Source organism: Kaistella sp., from assembly GCF_041824135.1.
Taxonomy (GTDB): domain Bacteria; phylum Bacteroidota; class Bacteroidia; order Flavobacteriales; family Weeksellaceae; genus Kaistella.
On record NZ_JBGZYM010000072.1, the window covers coordinates 81,740 to 99,353 of the forward strand.

General features: G+C 35.7%; 13 protein-coding genes. 6 read left to right on the plus strand and 7 right to left on the minus strand.

Annotation, left to right across the window (positions count from 1 at the left end; genetic code table 11):
• Positions 1 to 167: 167 nt before the first annotated feature.
• Entirely contained in the window at positions 168 to 2,495 is a 2,328-nt protein-coding gene (locus ACEYOS_RS08180; protein WP_373707911.1) for an ATP-dependent helicase, read from the plus strand.
• Positions 2,496 to 2,579: 84 nt separating this feature from the next.
• On the opposite strand, the gene ACEYOS_RS08185 is transcribed toward ACEYOS_RS08180, so the two are convergent.
• The 3 genes from ACEYOS_RS08185 to rlmH all read right to left on the minus strand — a co-directional run bounded on the left by ACEYOS_RS08185 (position 2,580) and on the right by rlmH (position 4,298).
• Positions 2,580 to 2,963 carry a DUF3037 domain-containing protein gene (locus tag ACEYOS_RS08185; RefSeq protein WP_373707910.1) on the minus strand — a complete coding sequence of 128 codons (384 nt, stop codon included), beginning with the start codon at positions 2,961 to 2,963 and terminating at the stop codon, positions 2,580 to 2,582.
• Positions 2,950 to 3,732, minus strand: coding sequence for a HipA family kinase (locus ACEYOS_RS08190; protein WP_373707909.1), 783 nt, complete (start codon positions 3,730 to 3,732; stop codon positions 2,950 to 2,952). Before ACEYOS_RS08190 ends, ACEYOS_RS08185 begins: the two co-directional genes overlap by 14 nt.
• Before the next feature lie 92 nt (positions 3,733 to 3,824).
• On the minus strand, positions 3,825 to 4,298 hold the full coding sequence (gene rlmH, locus ACEYOS_RS08195) for a 23S rRNA (pseudouridine(1915)-N(3))-methyltransferase RlmH (RefSeq protein WP_373707908.1): 474 nt from the start codon (positions 4,296 to 4,298) through the stop codon (positions 3,825 to 3,827).
• A gap of 30 nt (positions 4,299 to 4,328) precedes the next feature.
• Here rlmH and ACEYOS_RS08200 point away from each other — a divergent pair, with 30 nt between their 5' ends.
• Positions 4,329 to 5,327 carry a YihY/virulence factor BrkB family protein gene (locus ACEYOS_RS08200; protein WP_373707907.1) on the plus strand — a complete coding sequence of 333 codons (999 nt, stop codon included), beginning with the start codon at positions 4,329 to 4,331 and terminating at the stop codon, positions 5,325 to 5,327.
• 45 nt (positions 5,328 to 5,372) lie between these two features.
• Here ACEYOS_RS08200 and nhaA read toward each other — a convergent pair whose 3' ends face one another.
• Positions 5,373 to 6,557: a Na+/H+ antiporter NhaA gene (gene nhaA, locus ACEYOS_RS08205; protein ID WP_373707906.1), complete on the minus strand. Its 1,185-nt coding sequence runs from the start codon at positions 6,555 to 6,557 to the stop codon at positions 5,373 to 5,375.
• Between the two features lie 21 nt (positions 6,558 to 6,578).
• Positions 6,579 to 8,783 (minus strand): bifunctional (p)ppGpp synthetase/guanosine-3',5'-bis(diphosphate) 3'-pyrophosphohydrolase, encoded by a 2,205-nt coding sequence (locus ACEYOS_RS08210; protein WP_373707905.1) that lies wholly within the window; start codon positions 8,781 to 8,783, stop codon positions 6,579 to 6,581.
• A gap of 438 nt (positions 8,784 to 9,221) precedes the next feature.
• Between ACEYOS_RS08210 and ACEYOS_RS08215 the strand changes: the two genes are divergently transcribed.
• A complete protein-coding gene (locus ACEYOS_RS08215) occupies positions 9,222 to 11,309 on the plus strand; it encodes a T9SS type A sorting domain-containing protein (RefSeq protein WP_373707904.1) in 2,088 nt (695 codons plus the stop codon).
• Between the two features lie 186 nt (positions 11,310 to 11,495).
• Here the strand turns inward: ACEYOS_RS08215 and ACEYOS_RS08220 are convergent, their stop codons facing one another.
• Positions 11,496 to 11,945 carry a hypothetical protein gene (locus ACEYOS_RS08220; RefSeq protein WP_373707903.1) on the minus strand — a complete coding sequence of 150 codons (450 nt, stop codon included), beginning with the start codon at positions 11,943 to 11,945 and terminating at the stop codon, positions 11,496 to 11,498.
• A gap of 166 nt (positions 11,946 to 12,111) precedes the next feature.
• On the opposite strand from ACEYOS_RS08220, the gene dacB reads away from it, so the two are divergent.
• The 3 genes from dacB (at position 12,112) to ACEYOS_RS08235 (ending at position 15,732) form a co-directional block, all read left to right on the plus strand.
• Positions 12,112 to 13,485 carry a D-alanyl-D-alanine carboxypeptidase/D-alanyl-D-alanine-endopeptidase gene (gene dacB / locus ACEYOS_RS08225; RefSeq protein ID WP_373707902.1) on the plus strand — a complete coding sequence of 458 codons (1,374 nt, stop codon included), beginning with the start codon at positions 12,112 to 12,114 and terminating at the stop codon, positions 13,483 to 13,485.
• 15 nt (positions 13,486 to 13,500) lie between these two features.
• The gene (locus ACEYOS_RS08230) at positions 13,501 to 14,667 is read left to right on the plus strand and encodes a sensor histidine kinase (RefSeq protein ID WP_373707901.1); all 1,167 of its coding nucleotides are present in this window, start codon (positions 13,501 to 13,503) and stop codon (positions 14,665 to 14,667) included.
• Between the two features lie 120 nt (positions 14,668 to 14,787).
• A complete protein-coding gene (locus ACEYOS_RS08235) occupies positions 14,788 to 15,732 on the plus strand; it encodes a hypothetical protein (protein WP_373707900.1) in 945 nt (314 codons plus the stop codon).
• A gap of 67 nt (positions 15,733 to 15,799) precedes the next feature.
• On the opposite strand, the gene ACEYOS_RS08240 is transcribed toward ACEYOS_RS08235, so the two are convergent.
• A complete protein-coding gene (locus ACEYOS_RS08240) occupies positions 15,800 to 17,413 on the minus strand; it encodes a M1 family metallopeptidase (protein WP_373707899.1) in 1,614 nt (537 codons plus the stop codon).
• Positions 17,414 to 17,614 lie beyond the last annotated feature (201 nt).

The following is a 17,614-nucleotide window of genomic DNA, read 5'->3' on the forward strand; positions in this document are numbered from 1 at the left end:
TATTTAAAAATACTGATTTTTTCAAAATTAAATATAGAATTAAGTTGATAATACTCTGTTTGTTGAAATTGATCCGAATAGAAGAGTTCGTATTTTCTTAAATGGAAAGTTTAGACTTTTAAAAAGGCTATAAAAAACGTACCTTTGTCTGTCAAATTTTTATGAAAATGGAGTATTTAAAAGGATTAAATGAAGCGCAACATGAAGCGGTAACAACACTTGATGGCCCTCTAATGGTGCTTGCTGGTGCAGGTTCCGGTAAAACGCGGGTGCTTACGATGCGGATTGCTCATTTGATTACCAACTTGGTCGATCCTTTTAACATTTTGTCCTTAACCTTTACCAACAAAGCGGCGAAGGAAATGAAGGAAAGAATTGCGAAAGTGGTTGGACAAAGCGAAGCAAAATCTATTTGGATGGGAACTTTTCACTCTGTTTTTGCGAGAATACTTCGGTCAGAAGCGCATTATATTGGTTTTCCATCAAACTTTACGATTTATGATTCTCAGGATTCTTTAAATGTTATTCGGAAAGTATTAAAAGAATTGAATATTGATTCAGATTTATATAAGCCGAAGAAAGTTCAGGCAAGAATCTCTTCCTATAAAAATAATTTAATTACGGTAAAAGCGTATTTCAATAATCCAGAACTCATAGAAGCCGATGAACGTGCCAATATGAAAAACATCGGTGCGATTTACCAGAAATATGTTGATGTCTGTTTCCGAAATGGAGCAATGGATTTTGATGATTTGCTTTTAAGAACCAATGAATTATTAACCAGATTTCCAGAAGTTCTGGCGAAATACCAAGACCGATTCCGTTATATTTTGGTAGATGAGTACCAGGATACGAACCATTCGCAATATTTAATTGTGAAAGCGTTGGCTTCGAAATTTGAAAATATCTGTGTGGTAGGGGACGATGCACAATCCATTTACTCCTTCCGCGGGGCGAATATTCAGAATATCTTAAATTTTAAAAAAGATTATCCAGACGCGGTAACCGTATCATTGGAGCAGAACTATCGTTCGACGCAAAATATTGTTAATGCAGCAAACGTGGTCATTTCGAAAAACTTGCAACAATTCAAGAAAAACGTTTTTAGTGATAACGAAGAAGGAGAAAAGATAAAAGTATATCGTTCTCTTTCAGATGCGGATGAAGCAAATTTTGTCGCTTCTAATATTTGGCAGCAGCATAATTCTGAGCAGAAAAAATTTACTGATTTTGCGATTTTATACCGAACCAATTCGCAAACGCGTGCTTTTGAAGATGCTTTGAGAAGGAAGAATATTCCGTATAAAGTTTTTGGCGGATTATCATTTTACCAAAGAAAAGAAGTGAAAGATCTGGTCGCTTATCTTCGTATTTTAGTCAACGAAAATGATTCGGAAGCACTGTCAAGAATTATTAATTATCCAGTGCGCGGAATTGGCGAAACAACTCAAAATAAATTAATTGTTTTTGCCGATTCTCAAAACATTTCTGTTTCTCAAGTTTTAGATAATCTTGGTTTTTATGCTCCTAATCTCAAATTAAATAATGGAATTTTAACCAAACTTTCAGATTTCTGGTCGGTGATTAAAGCATTTCAGGTGATGCTAAAAACAGAGAATGCGTACAACGTCGCTATGGAAGTTGCGAAAAGAACGGGAATTATTAAATTTTTGAAAGATGATCAGACACCGGAAGGAATTTCGAGGGTTGAAAATATTCAGGAATTGATGAACTCGATGCAGGGTTTCATTGAAGAACAGCAACAGTTAGACGATGGTGATGCGTCACTTTCCAATTTCTTAGAGAATATTGCGTTGTCCGCAGATACACAAACCGATAAAGATGCTGATGGAGACCAAGTGTCATTAATGACCATTCACCTTTCAAAAGGTTTGGAGTTTCCAGTTGTTCACGTAGTTGGTTTAGAAGAGAACCTTTTCCCAAGTTTTATGAGTTCTTCGACCCGCGAGGAATTAGAAGAAGAACGTAGATTGTTTTACGTTGCCTTAACAAGAGCTGAAAAGCAAGTGTTTTTCACGTACGCAGTTTCCCGTTTTCAATGGGGGAAAATTACGAGTGCCGAGCCTTCTAGATTTTTAAGTGAAGTTGACGAACAGTATTTAGAATTCGTCAATCCCGCGACTGAAAGTCGTTTCATGAATAATTCTGGATTAAAATCTAATATTTTTGATGATGAGCCTTCAGAGCCTAGATTCTTTAAAAAGAAAGATCCGAAGAAAACCATCGAAAAAAATGAACCAGCTCCGATACCACAAAATTTAAAACCTGTCGCTACGGCAAGAATTATTAATCCAAGTGGAAATTCGTCCCAAGATATCGAAGTAGGCGACAGAGTTCGTCACGACCGTTTTGGCGTTGGAGAAGTCATTTTCCTGGATGGTACCGATGCTCAAAACATCAAAGCAAAAGTTAAATTCCAGCACGAAGGTGAAAAGAATTTGATTTTGAAATTTGCGAAATTGACGAAGATATAAAATGTAGGAATGTGCCTTAGAGGCGCATTCAAAATTAAGAGATCGACATAATTTAATGTAGATTCATTGATAACAATTTTCTATCTATTTCACCAATTCCTCAAACAATCTATCAAAAGTTCCATCCAAATCCTTTGTTTTCCCAGGATGCGGACGAGAAGTCTGAATCACAGAGCTTCTAACTGCGGTCAACCAACGGAATCTTTCCGGAATTTCGAGTAGGGCAATTGGACCGCCCTCTTTTTCTCCGCTTGCGACATGTTTGAAATTCGCTAAATTCTGCGAAATAGAATCAAACTCAAGTTTACTTTTCATGGACTGAAATTTCTCCGTACAAAGGTGAAATTCAAATCGGATATATTTTTCCCTTTTCGAAAACATAATCAGTCCAATGTTGAAAAACTCTTCTCTTTCCACTTTCGGTACGAGCCGAATTACTGCGTATTCGTAAATTTTATTTTCTGGCATTTTTCGCTTCGTTTACAAAGTTTACAGAGTGATCGCGGCGTGTTTTCAGAAAGTTGAAATACACTTCTTTTATTTGCTCGGGAGAATCATCAGTGTCATTCCAATCCAGCCAATCCAATGGAATTAATTCTACAATTTCATGTAAAACTTCATCAGTTAAAACTGTTTTTGCAAACTCATCAGCTTCGTCAAGCATGGTGGCTTGGGAAAGTAGCACGTGATCTTTGATATAAGCGAAAGGGCTAAGCGCATGTTTCTCAAAATTCATCCACGAATGGTGGAAATATAAGGAAGCTCCATTATCGATAAGCCACAATTCTTTGTGCCACATCAATAGATTGGTATTCTTGAAAGTACGGTCGATATTGGTGATGTAGGCATCTAACCAAACAATCTTTGAAGCCAACAATGCATCAACTTTAATGGAAGGATCGTAGGCAATGGCTTCTGATAAAAAATGAAGACCTAAATTTAAACCTTCGGAAAATTTCAGTAGATCCTGAATTTCCTCATCAGCTTCTGTGCGTCCGAAATCTACATCGAGATTAGCGAAAACCAACTCTGGAATAGGTAAACCCAAAACCTGTGATATTTTTCCGCCAAGCAATTCAGAAATCAGCATTTTTACGCCGTGACCTGCGCCTCTAAATTTTAAAACATATTTGAAATCGTCGTCGGCTTCCGCAAGTGCCGGCAAAGAACCACCTTCTCGCAAAGGCAGAATATAGCGCATTACGGTTACGGTTCGAAGTGATAAATCTTGAGTCATGAGACAAAAATACGAAAAAAGCTTCGGGTGGCATTGTGGCTTTCGAAGATGCTGAAATCGCTAACAACTTTCTGGTAAACCTTCAACTTTACTTAATCATTATGATAAGGTTTTCCCTGAAGAATCTGATCTGCACGATAAATCTGTTCTACAAAAAAAAGACGAATCATTTGATGGGTAAAAGTCATTTTTGAAAGTGACATTTTTTCATTGGCTCTCTCGTACATTTCATCGGAGAAACCATAAGCACCACCGATAATGATGGAAACTTTCTTAACGGAGGAACTCATCCAGTTATCTATTTTTGAAGCAAATTGCCGACTCGTAAACTGCTTTCCTTTTTCATCGAGCAGAACGATGGTATCTGAATTTTCAATATGATTGAGAAACAATTTTCCCTCTTCCTTTTTAAGTAAATCAGGACTGAGATTTTTTGCATTTTTGACATCTGGAATTTCAATGATCTCAAAATTCCAGTATTTTGGCAAGCGGTTTTGATAATATTTTACCAGATTGGTAATTTCTTTATCATCGGTTTTGCCCATGCAGACTAAATTAATTCGCATTTCTTATCTTTGTTTTGCAAATATAAATTAATGGGCATTAAAACTCCGCAATTCATCATCAAAATAAAAGATTTTCTGGATGAGATTCACATTCCCTTTTTAGGGATTTCTCTTTGGAAAATGTTTGAAATTTACGGACAAGGTGTTTTTAAAATGCAAATTGGCCGCAGTGCTGCGAGTATTTCCTGGAGTTTCTTTTTGAGTTTGTTCCCCTTTATTTTATTTTTTCTTTCGTTTTTGCCGTATCTTCCACACTACGATAAATTACAGTTTTATATTTTTGAAGTGCTGATGCACAATATCTTACCTGCAAATATGCAAAGTGATGTGACTGGTTATATTCAGGATTTTATTATTCCTAATATTAAAAACATCAGTAATATCACCATCGTTTTTGCTATGGTTTTCGCTGTTAATGGCACGCATTCTTTAATTAATGGTTTTAATATCAATACCAATTTGCAGAGAGGAGCAGTGAAGGAATATCTGGTGGCATTTGTAATCACCATTGCATTTATCCTTTTAATTGTCGCTTCCTTATTGGGAGTCTATTACAGTGAAGTGGTGCTGAAACTATTTACACCAGAAATTAATATTTCTTGGTTAGTCGATAATATGTCTAAAATTATTGGATTTATTTCGTTCCCAATTTTCTACTTTATATTACTCGCTTTGTTTTATTGGGTAGGTTGTTTAAAAATCACCACTTTTAAACAAGCGATTCCGGGCGCGATTTTAACGACAATCTTATTTGTTTTATTGACGTATTTCTTTGCTATTTACGTTAGAAATTTCGCGCGCTATAATGTGTTGTACGGTTCCATCGGGACCATCATCTTAGTAATGGTTTGGGTGAACATCAATATCATCCTGATCCTTTTAGGAAATGAATTGAACATTGCCATCAAAAAAGTACGGGTAGATAAAATGATCGCTGAGGAAATGACGTCCAGTGATCTGCAGTTCACCACCGATTTAGATAACATCGATGCACCTATAAGTGATCACCACCATATTAAAATGGATTAATGAATTTTCAACACTTCCTCTTTTTCACAGAAGTTAGGTAAACGCCTAATCTTTCTGTTCAGCAATAATTTCTCTCTTTTTCCCGATATATCTTAATAGTGAATATCCTGCAAATCCAGAAATAATGGAGGCAACCAGAATTGCGAACTTCGCTTCGTCCTGAATTTCGGGATGACCTTTAAAGGAGAGTAAGCCAATAAAAATAGACATCGTGAAACCGATTCCAGCTAAAAGTCCTGCTCCTAACATTTGTGACCACGAGACTTGATCTGGCAAACCACTGATTTTTAATTTGATGAAAATCCAGGAGAATAAATTGATTCCGATAATTTTACCCAGAACTAATCCTAAAATAACTCCGTAACCAAAGTTGGTGAAGAGACCATCAACCATTCCATCTTTAAAGGTAATATTGGTATTGGCTAAAGCAAAAATGGGCATGATTAAAAAGTTAACAGGCAAATGCAGCTTTTGCTCCATCTTTTCTAAAGGTGAAATTTCAGTCGTAGAAATATTGGTTGGAATCGTAAACGCTAAAAGAACGCCGGCAATCGTAGCATGAATACCCGAATGATGCATAAAATACCAAAGGAATAATCCCGGAACCACATAAAAAATATGTTTCTTAAAATTGAATACATTCAGTAAAATTAAAATAACCACCATCAGTCCACTTAATCCTAAATAAATCCAGTGCAGTTGGTCGGTGTAAAAGATGGCAATCACCATAATTGCACCTAGATCATCAACAATTGCCAGGGCAGCTAAAAATATTTTTAAAGACAAAGGAGCTCGTTTTCCTAGCATCGAAATAATGGCCAGAGAAAAAGCAATATCAGTCGCCATCGGGATTGCCCAACCATTTGCATATTCAGTTCCGTAATTGAAAGCATAGTAAATTAGGGCAGGAACAACCATTCCGCCGATTGCCGCTACAATAGGTAAAGAAGCTGATTTAAAGGTGGAAAGTTCACCTTCTACAATTTCCCGTTTAATCTCCAGGCCAACAAGCAAAAAGAAAATAGCCATCAAACCATCATTGATCCAAATGCTTAAAGGATAATTGAGCTGAAAAATATCGGTTCCTATTTTGGTGTCAAGGAGCGTTTGAAATGAAACGCCAAGAGACGAATTCGCGATAAGAAGTGATAATAAAACACAAAGAATTAATATAATTCCTGAAGATTGTGAACTGTGTAGAAATCTTTTGAAATAGTCGGTTATTAGCATAAATGTTATTTAGAAGTGTTTTTACATTCGTTTTACACGAGAAACACCGTTGATGTTTTTGAGTTGTTTGAAGGTTTCATCTAATTGAATTCGATTGCGAACTTCGAGATTAATGTTGCCTAAGAAAACACCGTTGTTAGATTCAATCGACATGCTTTTCATGTCCATATTCATATTGTTACTGATGACGGCCGTGATATCGTTAATCATTCCCATTCTGTCCAAGCCTTCAATTTCAATTTTAATTCTGTTTTTGAAACTTTCTTCATTCACCCATTTTGCAGGTAAAACGCGGTAGTCATATTGAGCTCGGAGATTTATCGCATTCGGACAGTTGTCATTATGAACTTTAATTCCTTCTGAAATAGTAATGAAACCAAAAATCCGATCGCCCGGAATTACGGTACAGCATTTTGCGTAGGAGTAATTCATTTTCTGTTCATCCTTGCCAAAAACAATCATGTCAAGATTGGTTTCCGGCGTTTCAGAATAGACTTCATTTTTCGCTGGCGACTTGCGGAAACGCTGCATGATATTGCTGAAGATTCCTTTGCCTTCGGTATATTTTTTAATATCGCCGATATCTAGATCACCATTCTGAAATTTGAGAAATAATTCCTGAGAACTTTTTAATTCAAAGAACTTCTGCATTTTGTTCAGTTCCTCATCATTGAAATTCAATTTTGCATGACGCATTTTACGCTGCAAAATTTCTTTTCCTTCATCAACCAAGAAATTCTTTTCTGAATTAAGAATCGCTTTAATTTTTGATTTCGCTTTAGAGGTAACAACAAAATCCAGCCAGTCCACTTTCGGTTTCTGATTTTGAGAAGAGAGAATATCGACCTGATCGCCGTTTAATAAAACGTAGGAGATCGGTACTAATTTTCCGTTCACCTTCGCGCCTAAACATTTAGTTCCTAAATCCGAGTGGACAGAAAAAGCAAAATCCAAGGCGGTAGATCCAATCGGTAAGATTTTTATTTCTCCGCGTGGTGTAAACACGAAAACTTCTTTTGAATAAAGATTAAGTTTAATGTCATCTAAAAGCTCTGTTGTAGAAAGAGATTCCTGATTTTCTAGAACTTCACGGATTTCAGTAACCCAACGTTCGAAGTTCTTTTCATCAGAGCTTTGACGAAATCCTTCTTTATATTTATAGTGAGCTGCAACCCCTTTTTCTGCAATATCATCCATTCTTTCAGAACGGATTTGAACTTCGATCCATTTTTTATCTGGACCTAAAATGGTAAGGTGTAAACTTTCGTAACCTGTAGATCGTGGTTGGGAAATCCAGTCGCGCATTCGTTGCGGATTGCTGTGGTAAAGATCTGTTACAATTGAATATATTTTCCACGCCAGAAATTTTTCGTTCTTCGCATCGGATTTATAAATAATTCTGATGGCGTAATTGTCAAAAACCTCATCGAAAGCAACGCCTTGTTTCAGCATTTTTCGATAAATGGATGAAATTGCTTTTGCGCGACCTTTAATGGAAACGTTCAAGTTTTCATCTTCTAACTGTTCGAAAACTTCTTTCTTAAATTCTTCAATATATTTCTCACGGCTTTCTTTGGCCAGCTCCAGTTTTTCAGAAATATCCAGATAAACTTCAGAATTATTAAATTTTAGAGACAGATCTTCTAACTCCGACTTGATGTTATATAAACCAAGACGGTGGGCGAGTGGTGCGTAAATATAAACGGTCTCAGACGCAATTTTCTTTTGCTTTTCTGGCGTCATACTTTCCAGCGTTCGCATGTTGTGAAGACGGTCTGCAATTTTAATTAAAATCACCCGGAAATCTTCCGAAAGGGTCAGTAAAAGTTTGCGGTAATTTTCAGATTGTATCGAAATGTTCTGATGATTCATGACCGAAATTTTGGTCAGTCCATTGACGATATCGGCAATCTTTTTTCCAAATATTTTTTTGAGATCTTCGTAAGTGTAATCAGAGTCTTCGATAACATCGTGCAGAAGTGCACACGCAATGGAAGTGGCTCCCAATCCTATTTCGTTCGCTACGATTTTGGCTACTTCAATTGGATGGTAAATGTAGGGTTCACCCGTTTTCCGACGCTGATCTTTGTGAGCATCTAAAGCAATATCAAAAGCCTTTCGAATGAGTTTGTTCTGTTCCTCATCCAAATTGCGGTAGGTATTCGTGATCAGATCTTTATACCGTGCGAGAATTTCTTTATTTTCCTGTTCTAAATCGTAAACCATTTGTGAAAGCCAATTAGGACACGAAAATAAGAAAAAAAAAGCGCAATATTGTGGCTTTGCTCAAAAAATGCAGTTACCAGCGCCATCGATTTCTCCATTTAAATATTTGTTATTTAAGGTTCTTCTCACATCCTCTTTTTTAATGACCCGTTTTTTGGTGATGAACAATAAAATATTGCTTGGTTTAATTTAAAAGTTCTAATTTTTTTTTGTGGAAATTTTATTGAGAAAGCGTTCCATGTAAGATTTTCAAATAATTATTTGTTTTTTCGATAATTTAATTTAATGATTTTTAATTTAAATTTAATTTAAAGAATTAATTAAAACATTGTTAATTTATAGGGTGTTTTCACTGTTAATTATTATAATCCGTAATTTAATTTGTTTGGGTGATAAAAAAGAATTAATTTCGAAACCTAATCAAAAAAATTACTATTTATGAAAAAACTTTACACCAGATTAGGAATCATTGCGATGATTGTCTTCTCCAATTCAGCATTTTCTCAAGAGAAAATAACAAATGAACAAATCCAACCTATACTCAACAAGTTGGATGTATTAGGTAAGCAAAATCCGGCAGGAGCTTTCCCAATAAAGAAATTAACTAAAGAAGAGGCAAATCTCTTCCGTGCGTATCAACTTCAGAAAAAAGAAGATGCACAATATGCACAAAATAATCCTTATGGGATTACGGAACAAGATTTAAGGAAAAAAGTTTCGCAAAGTGAAGTGCAACCCATTTTAGATAAAATCAAAAATTTGGGAAATTCACCACTTGCTTTTCCTGATCATCTATTTACGACACAAGAGTTGAAAACTTTGAGAATTTTTGAACTTCAAAATCTTAAACCTCAAAGTGCTAGTACATCTAAACTTTTTAATAAAGCTTTTGCAACCAATGGAAGAGGTGCAGCAAATGCGCCGAGACCTTTTGGAACCTTGCCATTAGTACCTCCACATATCTTAACTGTTAATGGAAATATTCCTGGTGTGCGAGCAATTTACGCAGATGATATTGCCGACGATGGGAAATTATATGCTTTGGATAATGCGAGCAGAAATTTCGTTACCGTAAATAATGCGGGAGTTATTACGGATATTGGTCCTGTGACTAATATTCCTGTTGCTTCTACGTTATCTGGATTATCTTGGAACAGTGTGAATAGCACCATGTATGCGGTTGCAATTACAGGCACGGTAGGCGAACTTTATACGATCAATATGACCACAGGCGTAGCAACATTAGTAGGTACGATGACGGGAACTACAGCTCCTATCTGGTTGGAAATTGATAATACAGGAAAAGCCTACTCAGCAGATATTGCGAGTGATAAATTATATAAAATAGATTTGGCAACGGGTACTGCTACGGAAGTTGGAGCCTTAGGAGTCAATATGCAATTTGCTCAGGAAGCAGATTTTAATAAAGATAACGATGTGCTTTATGCAGCTTCTTACACAGGAGGTGGTGTTGGTGGTATTTATACTATTAACACAACAACTGGTGTTGCAACTCTGGTAGGTGATACTACGGCTCAAAATGCGGAGTATACCATGTTCAGTATCGCTGATACCACAGAGCCGCCAACTAATAAAACGTATGATCTGCGTGGTTATCCGGACAATCCGGCTAAATTTGGTACTTCCTTACTATCTGCGCCTCAAACACAAACTTTAGTTAGCACATTATCAACGGCAATCTTTGCAGACGATATTGATGGAGCAGGTGTTTTATATGCGGTGCAAAATGATACCAAAGAATTGCTAAGAATTAATAATAGTGGTGTTGCCACAGTTGTTGCCACATTGGCCGGAATTCCTCTTGCAGATAATATTGGTGGTCTTTCCTGGAACAGAGCTGATGGTAAAATGTATATGGTGTCCAGCGGCGGTGCTGCAAAACTTTATACTGTCGATCTTACGACAGGTGTACCAACCTTTGTAGCAAATATCACAGGATCCACGATTCCTATATGGTTAGAAATAGATAATAATGGCTTAGCTTACGTTGCAGATGTGGGAACAGATTCATTATATTCACTTAATTTAACTACAGGTGTGGCAACTCTTGTTGGTGCTTTAGGAATCGATATTAATTATGCGCAAGAAGCAGACTTCAACGTCTCGGATAACAAACTTTATATGGCTGCTTTCTTAACTGATTTCACCAGCGGCCTTTACTCTGTAGATGTAACAACAGGTGCAGCAACTTTCATGGGTTCTACTAACGGAAGTGAAGTTACCATGTTTAGTATCGCGAATACAATCAATACTTTAGCTGTTGATAATGTGAATGCAACTAAATTCAGTTATTATCCAAATCCAACAACTGGAATATTAAACATCACGGCTTCTGGTAAAATAGAAAATGTTGAAGTTTATAACTTAGTTGGACAAAAAGTAATGAGCTTCTCACCGAAAGCAGATAAATCGCAAATCGATATGTCCTCTTTATCAAAAGGCGTTTACTTGGTAAAAGCAGTTGTAAATGGTAAAGTGATTACGAATAAAGTGATCAAACAATAATGACTTTCACTATTTAAAAAGTATTTTATTAATACTAAAAAGAGAACCCTTCAATTGTTGAAGGGTTCTTTTATTGATAAATGTTTTCTTTGATAATAAAGGCGGAAGTTTGTTTCTAATGCTGTAATTAATTGAACCTTTTCTAGAAAGTGCAGTTGTAAATTCTGAATCTAAAAATAAAAAGAACTATTGTTCTAACTTAGAATTTCCAAAAGTTACTTCCGAATTAATCCCTGCCGATTGACCTCTGTAATTAACTTGTGGACTATTATAAATTGCAGCTTTCGCTCGCAACGAAACGATCTTTTTTAAATATTCTAACGACTGAGCCGCGCGAAATTTTATGTTTTGAAAATAATTTTGATGAATGCAGTTGTTTTTAGAAAACACCTCTTTTACCTTTTCTATCTGATCAGGATCTCTCACTTTCACACTAACAACCAAACTGTCATCTTCCAGCTGAGTTTTATCCTTAAAAAAATGTTGCCAAATAGAGGTTTTAATTTCTTTATTGATTTTTTCGTCATGCAGATAGAGGATATAATCTTTGTTTTGAATACCTGCATTTTCTAGATCCCTTCCAATTGGCTGAGACTGACTTTGGCTTTTAAATAAGCCGGTGATAATTGATGCCATTATTCTAAATTTTAAGTTTACAATACAAAGTTTACGATTTTTATGTGAATTATGCAAGTTAAACCGATGGTTATTATGTATTTATTAAAAAAGAACGCCTCTATCGTTAATGTTTTTAACACTTGAAAAATTATATTTCTTTATATTTGAAAATCAAAAAATGTTTATGAAGAAGTTGATTCCGTTGGTTCTATTTATTTCGCAATTCTGTTTTTCGCAGAACGTTTCGCAAAGCTTAGAAAGTGCTACTAAAAAGCTATTAAATTCCAGTGCGGCTTACTCTGCAAATCTTTCTATCTACGTGGCGGATGAAAATGGTAATTTCATTTATGAGAATAATGGAAATAAAGGACTGTCAACCGCTTCTACCCAAAAAATATTTACGGCTGCGGCAGCACTAGAAACTTTGGGGAAGGACTTTCAATATGTCACCACCGCTCATTATTCAGGAACGATTTCAGCGGGTAATTTAAATGGAGATTTCTATATTACTTCTACTGGTGATCCGACTTTAGGAAGCTGGCGGTACGATGGTTACAAACCGGAAAATTTTAAACAAAAATTAATTCAATCCTTAAAGGATAAAGGAATTACTAAAATAGCGGGAGATTTAATTATCGATGATTCTTACTTTGATTTTCAAACTATTCCTGGTGGCTGGCCGTGGAATGATATAGGAAATTATTACGGGGCAGGAGTTTGGGGCGTCAACTGGCGTGAAAATCAGTTTGATATGCAGATGATCGGTGGCGAAATTAAAAAACTGAATATCGATTTACCGAAAGTGAATTGGGTGAATGATATTAAAACCGGCGGAAGTTCTGATCAAAGTCTCATCTACACCGCGCCACATTCTAATGTTGCTTATATCAACGGAACATTACCTTCAAAATCAATTACGGTCTCTGGGTCAACGCCTAATCCACCTTTAAGTCTCGGACAAGAAGTGACAACTTGGTTTAATGAAGCAGGAATAGAGTTTAACGGAAAAGTGACTTCTACCTCAGAGCAGAGAATTGCGGGGGAGAAGATCACCTTTGCTCCTAAAAACAATATTTTGCTTGAATATAAATCGCCGACTTTAGATAAAATAATTTTTTGGTTTATGCGAAAAAGCGTTAATTTTTACGGTGAAACTCTAATTAAAACTTTAGGAAAGGAAAAGAAAAATGTAGGAAGTTTTGATGCCGGCATTTCTTATTTAAAAGACTTCTGGAAAGCAAAAGGAATTAATTCAGTCATGATTAACTTTGCAGATGGAAGTGGTCTTTCACCTCAAAATTATGTTTCTGCCAGAGCGGAAGTACAGTCTTTACTCTGGAGTAAAAAACAACCGTGGTTTAGTGAGTTTTTTGATGGATTTCCAACCCAGGGAAATGGGATGAAAATGAAAAGTGGAACCATGAAAGATACCAAATCTTTTGCAGGATACCACACTTCAAAAGAGGGTAAGAAATACGTATTTGCCATCATCATCAATAATTATCAAGGTGGTAATATCAGCGATGCCTTGTATCAAGTGCTCAACGTTTTAAAATAACAGGATTTCCGACCAATGAACGAAAGAGGAATTTTTTCAAAACTGAATAACTGGATTATTTATATTTTGCTCACTTCAGCGGTAGCTGCAGTGGTTTTTGCGTCTGTTATTCTTATCGATTATTTGCGTAAAGAAGAGATCAAAAGAATCGAACTTTTTGCAACGACGATTAAATATCAACAGAATGAGATTATCGAAGATGCGATGACCCTGGATTTAATTCTGCAGATTAATTTATCTAATAATACCATTCCGATCATCATTACCGATAAAAATAAAAAACCATTGGGTGTTGATTTTCAAAGAAATATTCCAGAAACTACGCTCACAGATCCCAAGAAGATGCAAGCCTTGATCAATAAAATGGCGAGTTCTTACAGACCAATCGAACTGCAAATGCCAGACGGAAACAATCAATATGTTTATTACACCAACTCCGATTTACTGAATAATTTACGGTATTCACCGTATATTTTAGGTGCTCTGATTTTAGCTTATATTTTCTTTTCTTTCTGGTTTTTGCGAACGATTAAAAAAACGGATGAAGGTTATGTTTGGGCAGGTTTGGCGAAAGAAACTGCCCATCAAATTGGTACGCCATTATCCTCAATGATCGGATGGATTGAAATCCTACGCATGGAAAATGAAAATAGTGTCGGCGTAAAAGAAATAGAAAATGACATCAACCGGCTGAAAACAATTTCCGAAAGATTTTCTAAAATTGGTTCTGTTCCAGAGCTTAATGATCTCAATATCAATGAAACCATTCAACAAAATTATGATTATTTGAAATCCAGAATATCTAAAAAAGTAAGTTTTATGCTGATCTTACCTAAAGAGCAAATTCTGATTCCACATAGTCGAATCTTATTGAGTTGGGTGATCGAAAACATTGTGAAAAATGCCGTTGATGCGATGAGAGGTGAGGGCAGACTGGAAATCGAGCTCTATGAAAAAAATAGAAATATCGTTATCGATTTTAAAGATTCTGGCTCAGGAATGACCAGAAGTCAGGCGGCGAAAGCTTTTAAGGCGGGATATTCTACTAAGAAAAGAGGCTGGGGCCTTGGATTATCTCTTGCGAAACGAGTCATCAAAGAATACCATCGCGGTGATATTAAAATCGCTCAAACCGAAATTGGAACAGGAACTACCTTCCGGATCTCTATGAAAAATTCTTAAAAAACACCTCTTTAAAATATAAAGTCATTAGTCAATTAGGGTTAAAATACGCTCCTTTATTCTTCAATAGTTTAGAATAAAAGATATAAATTCGTACAAATACCTAAAAACTAATTGATTATGAAAAAGCTAATGCTCTCGTTTTTGCTTGCTGGTTCTTTGCTTGCAAATGCGCAAATTTTAGATTTACTAAAGGACAAAGTCAAAGATAAAACCGCGAGTTTGGTTGGAGATAAAGTAATTGGTGCCATCACTACCGAAGCGATTAGCACCAGTTTTAAAGATTGCAACAAAATCGATGTCAAAAATGCGGACTTTGGAAAAAATGAAAAATATACTAACCTTTGTAATGTCAATTTTTCTCCGTCAGAAGGTTATGTTCTAAAACCTGGTTTCTACACTGTTGAACTGAAGAGTTTCTGTATGCACGCCGGGACCTACGCACCAAGTAAAGGAGACGGTTATCTGTATGGGCCGCTGAAAGGTCAGAAAAAAGAAATCGTAAATTCTTTAATTAAAAACTGGTATAAAAATCAAGATATTCCGCAGCAGACCGTTCAAGCCTTGGTTTGGGGAATTATTGCTAAATCAAGTTTCAAAAATATGAACCCAGATATGCAATTGGCAGCAATGAAACTTTTAAGTAAAAATGAATTGCTTTCTTTAACGAAGATGGGTTTAGACTTTGTGCCGGCAAGCGTTATGTCTAGGGCCAAAAGTAATTTACCTCAATCGGTCCAGATGGTCTTAGAAGCTGAAAATAAAATAAGAAACTTTTTCAGCTCTTCCTCCTCCAATTATTCGGACTTAGAACGATTGGCTTTGCTTGGAGGGGTAAATCCGGTAACTTCTGAAATTGCTTATGGAAGTTGGGGACTTCACCCGAATGGATATTGGACTTCATACCAGCCGCATGGTTACAAACAAATGACCGTTAGAATATACGTTCCAAGTACGATTACTTCGGTGAATTATATTCCATCTGATGATGTAGCGGTACCAGCAAATACGGGAAGTCAGCGGTTGAAGGTTTCCGATATTTTGAATTGTAGAAATGAAGGATAACGCAAGACAAATAAAAATGCCGTTCTAAAAAGAGCGGCATTTTTTGTTGAATTAAAATTGATGAAATTTAGTTTTGTTCATCGTAATAAATGTAATAATTCTCGTCAAATGTAACCGGATTTGAAGTGGTCAATTTTACAGTTTGCCATTTTTCTGTTGGATTAATTTCCTGAGTTTCATTGATTCTGATCGGTAATTTTAAATTCTTTACACCTGCATCATATCTATATTTAAAAGTATTTCCAGTTTGGGAATATTGTAAAGTTGGGATTTGAGTTGTTCTTAAATATTGATCAAATACAGTTGAAAAGTCAATTCCTGATTGATCCGAAATATAATTTTCTACCTGTTCTGTTGTTACCGTTTGATGATAAAAATCTTTGTTTAAACCTCGTAAAATTTGTCTGAATTTCTCATCATTATTAATGACCTGCCGAATGGTGTGAATCATATTCGAACCTTTGTAATACATATCGCCACTTCCTGATTTTGCGACTCCATAAGATGCAATAATAGGTTCATCGTTTTTAATGTTACGACGAATTCCAACAATATACTTTTCCGCTGAAGCTTTATCCATGTAATTCTCCACAAATAATGTTTCCGAATAATTGGTAAAACCTTCATGAATCCACATATCAGCTTTATCTTTTGCGGTGATATTATTGGCAAACCATTCGTGCCCACTTTCATGAACGATAATGAAATCCCAGTTTAAGCCAACGCCACTTCCAGATAAGTCTCGACCTAAATAACCATTTTCATAATTATTTCCGTAGCCAACACCACTTTGATGTTCCATTCCGAGATATGGAGTTTCGATTAGTTTATAAGAATCCTCGTAGAAAGGATAAGGACCAAACCAATATTCAAAAGCTTTCATCATCGGCTTAACCTGTTGAAATTGTTTTTTCGCTTTTCCTAAATTATGATCTAAAACCCAGTAATCCAGATCGAGTGGTCCTTTTTCTCCCGCGTAAGTTTCTTTAAAATTCACATATTTTCCAACATTAGGAACGATAGAGTACAGGTTGATCGGATTTTTAACTTCCCAGGTAAAAAAGTTTTTATCTTTTTCTGTAGTTTGAGCAATCAGTCTTCCATTGCCCACGCCAACCAGATCTTTCGGCGTAATAATTTTCATCGTCATTCCATTGTCAGGTTCGTCACTCCAGATATCTTTGGAAGGTAACCAAACCGAAGCACCAATACCTTCTTGTGCAACCGACATCCATGGATTTCCTTTTTCATCTTGCTTAAAAACCCAGCCGCCATCCCAAGGTGCATTTTTCGCCACCGTCGGATTTCCGAAAAACTGAATCGTAAAAGAATGCGTTTCTCCTTTTTTATAGTCTTTCTTGGTTTCAATAAAAATAAAATTACCATCTCTTCTTGAAGAACATAATTTTTCATCAGAATCAATGATCTTATAATTCATTGGTTGCTGCAAGTCAATTTGAAAGACGGGATTTTTAACATCCTTTAAAATCTCAAAAGTGATTTTATTAGTACCAGAAACAGTTTGATCTGCAAACTTTGGTTCCACCGTAATTTCATACTTTTTAACATCCCAAAAATTTCTGAACTCTATATTGGAGCCTTTCAGTGTATCTTGTTTGGTGAAGCTCTGAGCAGATAAAAATGCCGAGGAGAATAGAAGAAGTGCGAGCGTTTTTTTCATTTTAATTAAATAAGTGAAGCAAATATAATTATTATTTTACTTGATGAATTTCTGTTTTAAAAATTTGGCTCTTGATGTCTTAGTAAAATTCAGTATTTTTGAAAAAATTTATTTAATGAATCTTAGAATTGTTTCCATCGTTTTTGCACTTGTTTTTCTTGTCTCTTGTAACAAAGACAAAGAAATTCTCAATACTTTAAA

Bases quoted from the DNA above. Each gene is read 5' to 3' on its own strand.
- ACEYOS_RS08180 (WP_373707911.1), top strand. From the start codon at position 168: ATGGAGTATTTAAAAGGATTAAATGAAGCGCAACATGAAGCGGTAACA.
- ACEYOS_RS08185 (WP_373707910.1), bottom strand. From the start codon at position 2,963: ATGCCAGAAAATAAAATTTACGAATACGCAGTAATTCGGCTCGTACCG.
- ACEYOS_RS08190 (WP_373707909.1), bottom strand. From the start codon at position 3,732: ATGACTCAAGATTTATCACTTCGAACCGTAACCGTAATGCGCTATATT.
- rlmH (WP_373707908.1), bottom strand. From the start codon at position 4,298: ATGCGAATTAATTTAGTCTGCATGGGCAAAACCGATGATAAAGAAATT.
- ACEYOS_RS08200 (WP_373707907.1), top strand. From the start codon at position 4,329: ATGGGCATTAAAACTCCGCAATTCATCATCAAAATAAAAGATTTTCTG.
- nhaA (WP_373707906.1), bottom strand. From the start codon at position 6,557: ATGCTAATAACCGACTATTTCAAAAGATTTCTACACAGTTCACAATCT.
- ACEYOS_RS08210 (WP_373707905.1), bottom strand. From the start codon at position 8,783: ATGGTTTACGATTTAGAACAGGAAAATAAAGAAATTCTCGCACGGTAT.
- ACEYOS_RS08215 (WP_373707904.1), top strand. From the start codon at position 9,222: ATGAAAAAACTTTACACCAGATTAGGAATCATTGCGATGATTGTCTTC.
- ACEYOS_RS08220 (WP_373707903.1), bottom strand. From the start codon at position 11,945: ATGGCATCAATTATCACCGGCTTATTTAAAAGCCAAAGTCAGTCTCAG.
- dacB (WP_373707902.1), top strand. From the start codon at position 12,112: ATGAAGAAGTTGATTCCGTTGGTTCTATTTATTTCGCAATTCTGTTTT.
- ACEYOS_RS08230 (WP_373707901.1), top strand. From the start codon at position 13,501: ATGAACGAAAGAGGAATTTTTTCAAAACTGAATAACTGGATTATTTAT.
- ACEYOS_RS08235 (WP_373707900.1), top strand. From the start codon at position 14,788: ATGAAAAAGCTAATGCTCTCGTTTTTGCTTGCTGGTTCTTTGCTTGCA.
- ACEYOS_RS08240 (WP_373707899.1), bottom strand. From the start codon at position 17,413: ATGAAAAAAACGCTCGCACTTCTTCTATTCTCCTCGGCATTTTTATCT.